This is a genomic window from Acetomicrobium hydrogeniformans ATCC BAA-1850 (assembly GCF_000160455.2).
GTDB lineage: Bacteria > Synergistota > Synergistia > Synergistales > Acetomicrobiaceae > Acetomicrobium > Acetomicrobium thermoterrenum.
Genome location: NZ_ACJX03000001.1, coordinates 204572 through 217052, shown reverse-complemented (window position 1 = coordinate 217052; position 12481 = coordinate 204572). Strand labels below are relative to the sequence as shown.

The following is a 12481-nucleotide window of genomic DNA, read 5'->3' as shown; positions in this document are numbered from 1 at the left end:
AATTTAAAAAATGAAGTTCGAACGCTGGAGGATTGATTGGCTTGGAAGACGGTAATTTTAGATACAAGCGCGTATTGCTAAAGTTATCCGGCGAGGTGTTGGCCGGGGATAAGCCCTTTGGTATCGATTTCGATGCCGTCTCTAAAATTTGCAAAGAAATACTGGAAGTTGCTCAACAGGGGGTTCAAATTGCGATGGTGGTGGGCGGCGGAAACATACTCCGCGGCACTCAGGCTGTCGCAATGGGGATGGACAGGCCGCAGGCCGACTATATGGGCATGTTAGCTACAGTTATAAATGCCCTTGCACTTCAGGACAATTTGGAGCGTCTGGGCTTGCCCACGAGAGTTCAAACTGCTGTTGTAATGCAGGAGATTGCAGAGCCTTTCATTCGAAGACGGGCGTTAAGACACCTGGAGAAGGGGCGAGTCGTGATTTTCGCTGCCGGGACGGGATCCCCCTATTTTTCCACCGACACAGCCGCCTCCCTTCGAGCAGCGGAGATAGGAGCAGATTGTCTGCTAAAAGCTACAAAGGTCGACGGAATATACGATAAAGATCCTATGAAATTCGAAGATGCGAAAAAACTCAACTTTGTCACATACCTTGAGGCATTGAGCAAACAGCTGAAGGTCATGGACGCTACGGCCTTTTCGCTTTGCATGGAAAATTCAATCCCCATAATAGTTTTTGATATACTTCAAGAGAGAAACCTAAAAAGGCTATTGATAGACGGAGAGCCAATAGGGACTTTAGTATCGACAAAAAGGGGGAGTAGCGGCTATGGTTGTGGATAAAAAGGCAATTTTAAAAGATATGAGGGAATCTATGAAAAAAGCTGTAGAGCATTTTAAGGCAGAGATGACGGGCATCAGGGCGGGGAGAGCCCATCCGGCGCTGGTAGAAAACATCAAAGTCGATTACTATGGAGCTCAAACGCCAATAAAACAGATGGGAACGATCTCTATCCCTGAACCGCGCCAGATTTTAATTTCCCTTTGGGATAAAACTGCCATCAAAGCCGTCGAAAAGGCTATTCAGGCTTCGCAATTGGGCGTCATGCCCCAGGTCGACGGCGAAAATATACGAATCACCCTGCCGGAACTGACTAAAGAAAGAAGAGTCGAACTGTCGCGATTGGTCAAAAAATATGCAGAAGAAGCCAGGGTAGCTATAAGAAACATAAGGCGCGACGTGCTGGATGAATTAAAAAAGCAGGAAAAGGACAGCGAAATCAGCGAAGACGAATTAAGGCGATTGCAGGATGAGATACAGGAAATCACAAATGAGTACATCGAAATGGTAAATAAGGCATTGGAAGAGAAAGAAAAGGAAATTTTAGAGGGCTAATCACATTATTTGTCATTCCCAACGTGCAGAGTGCTAAAAACTAATATGAGCGGATATAACCCTATCGCTCATATTAGTTTATTTTTTTTAAATGACCGATGGACAAAAACCCCAGAGGGAGTATAATGTTTGCGTCCTATCGTGACAGTATTTAAAACCATTGGGCAATGGAGGGTTCATGATGGCAGAAAAAGTGGTAGTCGCCTTAGGGGGAAACGCAATTCTCCAGAGCGGGCAAAAAGGCACCTTTGAAGAACAGATGGAAAACGTCATGGCAACGGCAAGGCAGATAGTGAGGATGCTGGAAGCAGGATATGAAGTCGTTGTCACCCACGGGAACGGGCCACAAGTGGGGGCGATCCTGATACAGAATGAATTAGGAAGCGGTTTGGTACCGTCAATGCCAATGGATGTCTGTGGAGCCGAAAGCCAAGGTATGATTGGCTATATGTTGTGCCAGGCCCTAAGGAATTGCATGCTCGGGAAGAGCCTGAATGATTGGCAACCATGTTGTATGGTGACGCAGGTGGAAGTTGATCCCAACGATCCTGCCTTTGCTAAACCCACGAAGCCGGTAGGACCCTTCTACACAGCCGAAGAGGCCAAAAAGAGAATGAGCGGAAAAAACGAAATATGGATAGAAGATTCCGGAAGAGGATGGAGGCGCGTAGTCCCTTCCCCGGATCCTAAGAAAATTGTCGAAGGAGAGGTCATTAAACATCTCTCCGATGAGAGATATTTAGTGATAGCATGCGGTGGCGGCGGCATTCCCGTAATTAAAGACGAAGACGGCACTTACCGCGGCGTAGAGGCAGTCATCGACAAGGATCTTGCCGGAGAAAGGCTTGCCCAGGAAGTCGGAGCTGACATATTCATGATACTCACAGATGTTCCCAAAGTTGCCATAAATTACAAGAAGCCCGATGAGAAGTGGCTCGACGTTGTAACTCCCGAGGAGCTTAGGGCATACGAGGCAGAGGGGCACTTTAAGGCGGGAAGTATGGGGCCGAAGGTTAAGGCTGCCCTCCGATTCGTAGAAAACGGCGGAAAGAGAGCGATCATCGCAAAGCTCGATTCTGCTCTGGAAGCCCTTGAGGGCAAGACGGGTACGCAGGTGGTTCCCGTCAAGGAAAAAATATGCTGCCGGTAAAATAAATAACTTTAATATTATAAACAAAAAAGGCAGGGCTTTTTAGTCCTGCCTTTGTTTATATATGGGACGATCGATAAAAAGCTTTGCCTACTTTAGGGCCTCAACCATTTCCTTGAAGCGCTTGATGCCTTCCTCTATTTCCTCCATGGAGTTGGCGTAGGAAAACCTGACGAAACCGGAAGTTAAAAAGGCGCTTCCTGGGACTATAGCTATGTATTTGTTTTCCAAAGCCAGCTCGCAAAACTTTATATCACTGTCAATTATCTTGCCCTCGTAGGTCTTGCCCAGGCAATTCCTTATATCTACAAAAACATAGAAGGCCCCTTTTGGCTCTACAAAGGATATGTCGGGTATTTCCTTCAGTAGTGAAATCATTTTTCTTCTTCTTTCGTCGAAGGCGCCGTGCATCCTCTTGACGTCTTCGTCTGCTCCCCTCAACGCTCCAACTGCAGCCCATTGGGCAATAGATGATGGATTTGAGGTGAGATGTCCCTGAAAATCTCCTATTTTCCCCATCGCCTCCTCCGGACCCAGGGCATAGCCGATCCTCCAGCCCGTCATGGCGAAGGCTTTGCTTGCTCCGTTTATTAAAATTGTACGATCGCGAAGTTCAGGTCTTAGAGAAACGATGTTTATGTGTTCTTGGCCGTCGTATACCAACCTCTCGTAAATTTCGTCGTAAATTATCCATAAATCATGTTTTATGGCGATATCGGCGATTTTCGAAAGCCCATCCTCGGGATAGACGACGCCCACCGGATTAGAGGGAGTATTGATCAACATGCCCTTTGTATTTGACGTTATGCTCGCCTCTATGGCCGACGGATCCGGCAGGAAGCCTGACTTTGTTGTGTCTATGATCACAGGTTTGCCGTCGCATAACTTTATTTGTTCCACATAACTTACCCAAGCAGGAGCAAAGACCAAAACCTCGTCTCCCGGATCGACAAGGCACCCCAAAGTCTCGTAAATGAGCGGTTTTGCCCCTGAACCAATGATCACTTCTTTGTTGAATTTATACTTGAGCCCAAAACGCCTTTCGTAATATTTGGCGACTTCTTCTTTCAGTTCGGGTATTCCCGTAGCCGGAGTGTAGTGAGTTTCTCCTCTGACTATAGCATCCTTGGCTGCGTCTAAGGCTGCTTTTGGTGAAGTGAAGTCCGGTTCACCGGCACCGAATGATATGACAGGTTTTCCCTCGCGCTTCATCGCCTTTGCCTTTCCGCTTATAGCCAGTGTGGCAGAAGCCTCCATGTTCTTAGCCCGTGTCGAAAACTTCATTGAAGTATCCCTCCTGAAAATGCGTGCTTTTATGATATATTATAATGCATTAAAAGGAATAAAAATCAAATTATAATTAAGATAATATCCCTTTTAAAGCTCGAGGAAAAGACTCAGGCATGGTAGAATAGGTTTACCAATGTACCGGAAATGACGGGAGGCGATATTGATGGATATAAGGTTCGTCACGCGTAATGTTCAGATTTCGGATACATCAAAAGAGTATATGGAGTCGAAACTGTCAAAGCTGGAAAAGTTCTTCGATCGTATACTCGATACTCAAGTCGTCGTTAGCTATACCAGAGGAATGCATGTCGTTGAGATCACCTCTAACGTCAATGGCGTTATAATGAGAGGAGAAGAGCATGCTCCCGATATGCGCAAAGCCTTTGATAAGGCTTTGAAGAACATCGAGCGGCAGATTAAACGCCACAAATCTTACCTTCAAGACAGGGTGCAGATGAAAACCCATGACATCTCTTTTGGGATAGAATCTCTCGAAACGTATGCCGAAGATGAAGAGAAGATACTCTTCGAAAGAAGGAAGAGAGTTCCCGTTAAGGCGATGACCCCTGAAGAGGCGACATTGCAGATGAATTTGCTCGGACACGACTTTTTCGTCTTTAAGAACGCCGATACGGGATTAATCAACGTTGTTTACAAAAGGAAAAATGGAGGCTATGGCTTGATCGAGCCCGAAGCTTAAAATGAAGTTGAAACACACCCTTCGAGTTTAGACCAAAAGGGGCGATCAGCCCCTTTAATTTTGGTATAAAATCAGATCTGTAGGTGTTGTCATATGCATGAAATGTCGATTGTAGAGGCGTTGATGGAGCAGATAATCAAGATGTCGCAAGATGAGGATTGGGAGGCCGTCACACGAATACGCCTTAAAGTCGGAGCTATGCGCCAGATTGTGCCGGATATACTGAAGTTTTGCTTCGATGTGGCGTCAAAGGGCACCATAATGGAAAATGCCCTTTTGGAAATTGATGAAATACCTTTGCTGATCAAATGCGACGAATGCGGTTATCTTTGGAGCGATAGAGAATTTTTGGGCATGTGTCCAAAATGCTCCTCCATAAATGTCAACCTTTTAAACGGAATGGAGCTGGAATTGACGAACCTGGAGGTGGAAATGAAACATGCCAAGACTTGTTAACGTTAAGAAATCCGTCATGGCAGCTGACGAGGAGCATGCTTCTTTTATAAGAAGCATGATGAAACAGAAGGGCGTATTGATGATTAATATGATAGGCTCACCCGGGTCGGGCAAGACGACGTTGCTAGAGAAGTTATTGCCCAAACTGAATTTGAGATGCGCAGTTATCGAAGGCGATGTCGCTACTTCCAGGGATGCTGAGCGCATAGCGGTCACCGGAACGCCGGTCGTGCAGATAAACACACAGGGAGGATGTCATCTGGAAGCCAATTTGGTAAGAAAGGCCCTGCGGGATATTCCCATAGATGACATCGACGTACTCTTTGTGGAGAACGTTGGCAATCTAGTTTGTCCTGCGGAGTTCGATCTCGGAGAGACCTTCAAGATGGCCATTTCAAGCGTCCCTGAGGGTGACGACAAACCACTTAAATATCCCTCGCTTTTTCATCAGGCTAGGGCAGTGCTTCTAACAAAGGTGGATGTATTGCCCTACATAACATTCGACCGGTCTGCCTTTTGGCGGGACGTGCAAAAGTTGAACCCCGGTGCCGATAGATTCGAGCTTGCGGTCATCGAGGGGAAAGGATTGGACGATTTGATCGGAGCTATCGAGGATTGGTTAAAAGATATAAGGGGAAATTAAGTTGCAGACTGAACAACTTCTTTCCCAATTGAACCCAAGACAGAGGGAGGCTGTTTTATATACGAAAGGCCCTCTTTTGGTTTTAGCTGGCGCCGGAAGTGGAAAGACCAGAGTGCTGACCTATAAATTCGCCTATCTGGTCGCCAGCGGCCTGGCTCAACCTTGGCAGATCCTTGCCGTTACTTTTACCAACAAGGCGGCAAGGGAAATGAAAGAAAGGGTATGGGCTCTGTTGGGGTCGGATATTAATAATTTGCACATTTCGACTTTTCATTCCTATGGTGTTGAGTTCCTCTACAGATATACAAAAGAAGTCGGTGAAGCGGGCATAAGGGTTCCCTTTAGCGTATTCGACAGAGGAGACTCGCAAAAGCTCGTGGAAAGGCTGATGAAGGATTTTAACATCGATAAAAAACGCTTTGACGCATCTTTTTTGATGAACATGATCTCCAAAGCGAAGGCAAGCGCCGACCCCAAGACTCTTTCGCCCAATGCGACACTGGAGGCAAGATGGCGTGAATTTTACGATGCCTATAACAAAGAGCTCAAAAGGCAGGGAGCGCTCGATTTCGATGACTTACTTCTTCTTCCTCTTCACTTGCTTACTACTAACAAAAACGTTCTACTAAAAGAACGTGCCAGATTTAAATGGGTGCTGGTCGATGAATATCAAGACGTAAATACGCCGCAGTATAAACTTATCGAACTACTGGCCAAATCGGGCAACATCATGGTCGTAGGGGATCCGGACCAGTCCATTTACGGATGGCGAGGAGCCGATATGTCCATAATAATGAATTTTGAACGTGATTTCCCGGGAGCCAAAGTCATCACCCTCGATCAGAACTACCGCTCGACGGGCATGATTTTGGACGCTGCAAACGCCGTAATAAAAAACAATATCGAAAGAAGGCCGAAGGACCTTTGGACGGCCAATCAACAGGGAACACCCGTGACAGTATACCTGGCAAATACCGATCGCATGGAGGCTCAATTCATTGCCGACGAAATAAGAAAGCTATGTCGTTCCGGCTATTCTTTTGACGACATCGCCGTTCTTTATAGAATCAATGCAATGAGCAGAAGCTACGAGCAGGATCTTATGAATAGAGGAATTCCCTATAAAATAGTTAAGGGAGTATCTTTCTATGAAAGAAAAGAAGTAAAGGATGTATTGTCTTTCATGAGGCTTGCGGTTAATCCCTGGGACGCGGCAGCGCTGCACAGGATCGGAAACGTCCCCTCCAGAGGGCTTGGAGCAAAGAGTTTAGAGGCTTTCGAGAAATCGATAGCAAGCATCTCTTCAGGCCATGAGGATCCCCTCCCTTTGTGGGAGGAAGTTCACAGTTCCGATGCTTTGCCCCTAAAGGGCAAGGCAAAAGCTGGCGCCAGAGAGCTGGCCGGACACATGATCCAAATTTTGTCTCGTTCGGGTGACGTAGCAGACGTTATCAGCTATATCATGGAGGAAATGGGGTACGGGCTCTTTTTGAGAGAGCAATATCCTGAAGATTGGGAGTCCAGGTCAGAAAATATTTACGAGTTGCTCTCGGTAAACGTCGAAGGAGGCGATCTGGCCAAATTTCTTTCAGTTATCGCCCTTTATTCCGATGCAGACGTCGACGAGACTTCCGGAAGCAGGGTCAATCTCCTCACTCTACATGCTGCAAAGGGCTTGGAGTTTCCCGTCGTCTTTCTTGTCGGAATGGAAGAAAATATTTTCCCCCACTCCAGGGCGAAGATGAGCGATTCTGAGCTCGAAGAGGAGAGGAGATTGTGTTACGTTGGAATGACTCGCGCCATGGAAAAACTTTATCTGACTGGTGCGCAAAGGAGGATGTTGTTCGGAAACTTGCAGTACAATGCCTTCTCGAGGTTCTTGGAGGAAATACCGGATAGAAACAAGGTGGTTTACGATTTGACTTTAGAGGAAGAAGAGGTGCCGATCAATGTTGGTCGTAGGTCTAACAGGAGACATTGGAGCTGGTAAAAGCACAGTTTGCAGCCTCCTTCAGAGAATGGGAGCAGAGATAGTGGAGGCTGATCGGATTGTAAGACAGATATGGACAAAGCCAGAAATTATAGAGCAAGCATGCAATCGCTGGGGGAAGGAAATATTGGATGAGGAGGGTCGCGTTTTACCCAATGTCATTGCATCCAAGGCCTTCTTGAACGACAGTGAGTACAAGTGGCTTTGCGACCTCATTCATCCTTTGGTCATGGCTGAAATGGAAAGGGAGCTCGTGGGTGGCGAGGGACTCAAGGTTTTTGAGATACCTCTGTTATTTGAAGTCGGTAGGCCCGACTGGATCGATTTCGTCATATACGTTACGGCGCCCAAGGAGTTGCGCGCTAGAAGAAACGCCGCGAGAGGTTTGGACGAAGAGACCCTAGCCCTGAGGGAGAGGTGGCTTTTGCCCGCCGATGAAAAGAAGAAGAGATCCGATTGGGTAATAGAAAACGAAGGAGATCTCAAAACATTGAGGGCAAAGGTTGAAGACTTGGGGGAGCTTCTTTTGAACCTCGCTTATCCCATTCTGGTTTCCCTCACGTGCGGAAGCGAAAGCGAGGCCGAAGAGATAGCAAGGGCGTGTATCGACAGGAAGCTTGCTGCTTGCGTCAACATCTGCCCCGTAAAGAGCATCTATGTGTGGCAGGGAAAGTTTGAGCAGGAGGGCGAATGGGAGTTGAAGTTTAAATCCCTACAATGCAAATTACATGCCCTGAAAAATACTATCCTCGAAAAACATAGCTACGAGACTCCCGTGATATTAGTTCATCCTTTGAAGTGGATGAACGGCACGGCTTTATTATGGCTTAGGGAGGTTTTGGATATTTGAAGGTAATCACCACTCACATCGGAGCGGACTTCGATTCTCTAGCCAGCATGATAGCTGCTACGAAGCTGTATCCCGGTGCGGTTCCCTGTTTTTCAGGTTCCGCATCGAGGAACGTAAGAGATTTTTTGAAACGCTATCAAAGCAGATACAAAGTCTTAACACCCAGAAAGGTCAATATGGACGAAGTAACGACGTTGATCGTAGTAGACACACGCTCGGTGTCCCGCATAGGACCCTTTGCCTCTCTCGTAGGAAAAAAGGACGTTATCATTCACGTCTACGATCATCACCCTGGTGATGTGTTGGATGAGCTTCCAGCTTCCTTTGCCAGGACGGAAACTCTTGGCGCCTGTACAACTTTGCTCGTGGAAATCCTTTTAGAGCGCGGCATTACCATACTTCCTCAAGAGGCTACACTTTATGCAATGGGGATATATGAAGATTCAGGGGCGCTTACCTTCGGAGGTACATGCAGAAAGGATTACGAGATCATCGCCACCCTTCGCGAACTGGGAGCCGACATGACGCAAATTCCCATATTCGTGGAGCAGTCCTTAAACTCTGCAGAAAAACATTTATTGAGCGAACTCATAGACAATTCTTGGGAAAGATATATAAACGGGGCAAAAGTGGTCTTATCTGCTTTAAATTCATCTCAATATGTTGAAGGGCTTTCTTTGTTCGTTCATCGACTGCGCGACTATTTCGATGCCGATGTGGCCATAGCTGTAGTTTCAATGGGTCAAAGAACATACATAGTAGCACGAAGCAGAGAAGAAGTATTAAACGTGGCCGACTTTTTGGTGAGATGGGGAGGAGGAGGACATCCTCAAGCTGCGTCGGTTACGCTCACGCGCAGAGATCCCTTTGTCCTCGTCGAGGAAATCGAAAGGCGGTTGGCCGACGAGATAAGGCCCCTGTTAACTGTGGCCAAGGTGATGACCAGTCCGGTAATGGCTATCAACCCAGACCTTCAAGTTGACGAAGCATATAAGCTCATGATTCGTTATGGTCATTCGGGAATGCCCATCGTTCGAGATGGAAATCTTGTTGGAATAATAACGCGAAAAGACCTGGACAAAGCTCACCTTCACGGATTTGGGACCGTCGAAGTAAGGGAATTCATGACCGAAGGTGTCATTACCGTTCATCCGGGAGCATCCATTTCTGAAGCCCACAGATTGATGGTCTTTCATAATATAGGGCGTTTGCCCGTAAAAGAAAACGGATCGCTCGTTGGTATCGTAACGAGGACGGATATGCTCCGTGCTCTTTACCCCGTTTCCGTTCCCGCCGAAGAAAAGTCTTTAGGGTCGGCATTGCCCTGGACAGAGGACGTTTCGGAGTTGATGGCTCAGAGGCTTTCGCCATGGATCACTCAGACTCTGCGAAGGTTGGGTCGGCGAGCCGAGGAAATGTCGCTCAAAGCATATGTCGTAGGCGGCTTCGTGAGGGATTTGTTGCTTGGCAAGGAAAACCAAGATTTGGACATAGTTATAGAAGGGGACGCCCTTTCTTTTATCAAGTCATGGGAAGCAGACGGATGCAGAGTGGCGGTGCATGAGCGGTACAGAACAGGCACAATAGTGTTTCCCGGAGGCAGAAAGATAGATGTAGCCACTGCTCGCAGGGAGTTTTACGAATATCCCGTTGCTTTGCCCAAGGTCGTCGGCGATAGCTTGAAACACGACCTGTACAGGAGGGATTTTACTGTCAATTCAATGGCAATATCCATCAACGGAACATCATGGGGGACTCTTATAGACTATTTCGGAGGAAGACGCGATCTTCAAAAAAGGCAGTTGCGCGTATTGCATAATTTAAGTTTTGTGGAAGACCCAACGCGTGTTTTAAGGGGTCTGAGATTGAAGCACAGGTTGGGTTTCGAATTTGAAGACAACACCGTCAGGCTGATCAAAAGCGCCATTAAAGGAGGTTTATTGGCTCTCCTTTCCGGAACAAGGGTTAAAAACGAGCTAAAGTTGATTTTTCTGGAAGAAAGAGCGTATCCCATCGTCCTTGAGATGGTCCATCTTGGGATCTTTGAAGCATTATTTCCTGGAATTAAGATCGATCGTAATTGTTTGCGGGTTATTCGAAGGTTATCCTTCTTTTTGAGACGAATCCACTACGATTTGCCCGACATGGGCGATAAGGTGTGGTTGGCATTTTTGGCGGCGGTGCTTTTTTCCTCAGCGGAATGGGTACAGGAAGCTACGATCGATAAACTGCACCTGTCCAAACCAGACAGAGAGGCCGTCGAAAGGGCTTTAAACGATCTCGGAACTGCTGAAAATGCCGTTGGGGGGCGGGTAATAAGAAGCCATGAGGAAATTTACTTTTTCCTGGAGGACGTTCCATACGTTACGGCGTTGTTTTGGGCTGCCGCTACGGAGCAGTGGCGAGTCAGGAGGAGGATATTGCTCTTTTTGACTAGACTTCATCGGATACACCCTATACTTATGGGAAGAGATTTGATAGAGTTAGGTTACCCGAAAGGGGCCTTAATTGGAAAGATTTTAGACGAACTTTTAAGGGCTCGTCTTCGTGGCGAGGTGGAAACCAGAGAAGATGAAATAAGATGGATTAAAAAGCATTACCCTTTGTACGTTTTAAAGAAAGGATAGGGATGTGATGGGTTTTCCAAATTGGGTAGATCTTATTTTGAGTTTGCCTGCAGTTTTGTGGGCTATTACTTTTCATGAATATTGTCATGGTTATGTGGCCTATAGATTGGGGGATGACACCGCCTTACGATCGGGGCGTCTTACGTTAAACCCCTTGGCGCATCTGGACCCCATAGGGGCTTTGATGCTGCTCATATTTCGTTTCGGATGGGCGAAGCCTGTGCCGATAAGCACGAGAAACTTCAGTAATCCCAGGAGGGATTTGGTTCTAGTATCGCTTGCGGGTGCTGTCGGCAATTTGATCACAGCTGTGGTTTGTGCTCTTCTGGTCAGGATATTTCCCGCTATATTTTTATCAAATATCGCCCTTTCGAGGTTCATACTGCTTATGATTATGATAAATGTGGGATTGGCGGTGTTCAATTTGCTTCCAATTCCCCCTCTCGATGGCTCGAGGATACTTTATGTCCTTTTGCCTCCAAAGGCTATGAACGTATATTTCTACCTTGAGCGATACGGTATTTTTTTGATTCTGATTCTTGTGATGCTTGGAGTTGTCCAGGCAGTAATGGCGCCTGTGACCATGGCGATATTTAGAATAATGCTGTGATGAAGGCAAAAAATAATCTGCAGAGAGGTCAAATATGAGAATATTAGTCACAAACGATGACGGAGTTCTGTCGCCCGGGATAATTGCCCTGGCAACACATTTAAAAGGTGCGGGTCATGAAGTCATCGTGGTCGCCCCTGAAAGACAACACAGCAGTGTAGGCCACGCCATAACTTTGCATCGTCCTTTAAGGCTATGGCAGATAGGCAACGGCCCCTATCCAGAGGGGGTCGCGGTTTACGCCTGCAACGGGACTCCATCGGACAGCGTAGTATTGGGGCTTGAAGAGCTCGACCCTTCGGTTGAGATTGTGTGTTCAGGGATAAATATTGGCCCCAACCTCGGTGATGACCTCACCTATTCCGGAACAGTATCGGCGGCAATGGAGGGTGTTGTGCTGGGGCGTCCTTCGGTCGCTTTTTCGCTGGATTGCGATGATGAAGCGGGTGCTCATTTTAACACTGCGGGCATCATCGCAGCTAAGATAATGGGATGGCTTAAGAATCATCCCCTTGATAAAGGATTGCTTTTAAACGTAAACATACCGGACGTGGAAATAAATCATATCTCCGGCATAAAAGTCACAAAAAAGGGTTTGAGGATATACGAAGGAAAGGTAAGTAAACTGCGAGATCCCCACGGCAGGATATACTATTGGATAGCGGGCAAACCAACGGATCAGCTGATAGAAGGAACTGACGTTTGGGCCGTAGCCAACGGCTACGTCTCCGTAACGCCCGTTCATTTGGATATGACGCACTATCCTTCCCTCATGAAATTGAAAAGCGACGGACTCGAGGAGGTTTCATTATAAA

General features: G+C 46.9%; 12 protein-coding genes. 11 read left to right on the top strand and 1 reads right to left on the bottom strand.

Going from position 1 to position 12481, the window contains the following annotated elements:
* Window positions 1-32: 32 nt before the first annotated feature.
* The 3 genes from pyrH (at window position 33) to arcC (ending at window position 2500) form a co-directional block, all read left to right on the top strand.
* Window positions 33-797, top strand: a complete 765-nt coding sequence (pyrH, locus tag HMPREF1705_RS01105) for a UMP kinase (RefSeq protein WP_009200555.1) — start codon at window positions 33-35, stop codon at window positions 795-797.
* Entirely contained in the window at window positions 784-1350 is a 567-nt protein-coding gene (gene frr, locus HMPREF1705_RS01100; protein ID WP_009200556.1) for a ribosome recycling factor, read from the top strand. Before pyrH ends, frr begins: the two co-directional genes overlap by 14 nt.
* 178 nt (window positions 1351-1528) lie before the next feature.
* Window positions 1529-2500, top strand: coding sequence for a carbamate kinase (gene arcC, locus HMPREF1705_RS01095; RefSeq protein WP_009200557.1), 972 nt, complete (start codon window positions 1529-1531; stop codon window positions 2498-2500).
* A 90-nt stretch (window positions 2501-2590) separates the two neighbouring features.
* Here the strand turns inward: arcC and HMPREF1705_RS01090 are convergent, their stop codons facing one another.
* Entirely contained in the window at window positions 2591-3784 is a 1194-nt protein-coding gene (locus tag HMPREF1705_RS01090; protein WP_009200558.1) for a pyridoxal phosphate-dependent aminotransferase, read from the bottom strand.
* Window positions 3785-3953: 169 nt separating this feature from the next.
* Here HMPREF1705_RS01090 and hpf point away from each other — a divergent pair, with 169 nt between their 5' ends.
* The 8 genes from hpf (at window position 3954) to surE (ending at window position 12480) form a co-directional block, all read left to right on the top strand.
* On the top strand, window positions 3954-4490 hold the full coding sequence (gene hpf / locus HMPREF1705_RS01085) for a ribosome hibernation-promoting factor, HPF/YfiA family (protein WP_009200559.1): 537 nt from the start codon (window positions 3954-3956) through the stop codon (window positions 4488-4490).
* 93 nt (window positions 4491-4583) lie between these two features.
* Complete coding sequence (hypA, locus tag HMPREF1705_RS01080) at window positions 4584-4946, top strand: hydrogenase maturation nickel metallochaperone HypA (RefSeq protein ID WP_009200560.1); 363 nt, start codon at window positions 4584-4586, stop codon at window positions 4944-4946.
* Complete coding sequence (hypB, locus tag HMPREF1705_RS01075) at window positions 4930-5589, top strand: hydrogenase nickel incorporation protein HypB (protein ID WP_009200561.1); 660 nt, start codon at window positions 4930-4932, stop codon at window positions 5587-5589. Before hypA ends, hypB begins: the two co-directional genes overlap by 17 nt.
* Window position 5590: 1 nt before the next feature.
* A complete protein-coding gene (locus tag HMPREF1705_RS01070) occupies window positions 5591-7579 on the top strand; it encodes an ATP-dependent helicase (RefSeq protein ID WP_009200562.1) in 1989 nt (662 codons plus the stop codon).
* Entirely contained in the window at window positions 7539-8429 is an 891-nt protein-coding gene (gene coaE / locus HMPREF1705_RS01065) for a dephospho-CoA kinase (protein ID WP_009200563.1), read from the top strand. Before HMPREF1705_RS01070 ends, coaE begins: the two co-directional genes overlap by 41 nt.
* A complete protein-coding gene (locus tag HMPREF1705_RS01060; protein WP_009200564.1) occupies window positions 8426-11056 on the top strand; it encodes a CBS domain-containing protein in 2631 nt (876 codons plus the stop codon). The genes coaE and HMPREF1705_RS01060 overlap by 4 nt, the downstream gene beginning before the upstream one ends.
* Window positions 11057-11063: 7 nt before the next feature.
* On the top strand, window positions 11064-11666 hold the full coding sequence (locus HMPREF1705_RS01055; protein ID WP_009200565.1) for a site-2 protease family protein: 603 nt from the start codon (window positions 11064-11066) through the stop codon (window positions 11664-11666).
* A 34-nt stretch (window positions 11667-11700) separates the two neighbouring features.
* The gene (gene surE, locus HMPREF1705_RS01050) at window positions 11701-12480 is read left to right on the top strand and encodes a 5'/3'-nucleotidase SurE (protein WP_009200566.1); all 780 of its coding nucleotides are present in this window, start codon (window positions 11701-11703) and stop codon (window positions 12478-12480) included.
* Window position 12481 lies beyond the last annotated feature (1 nt).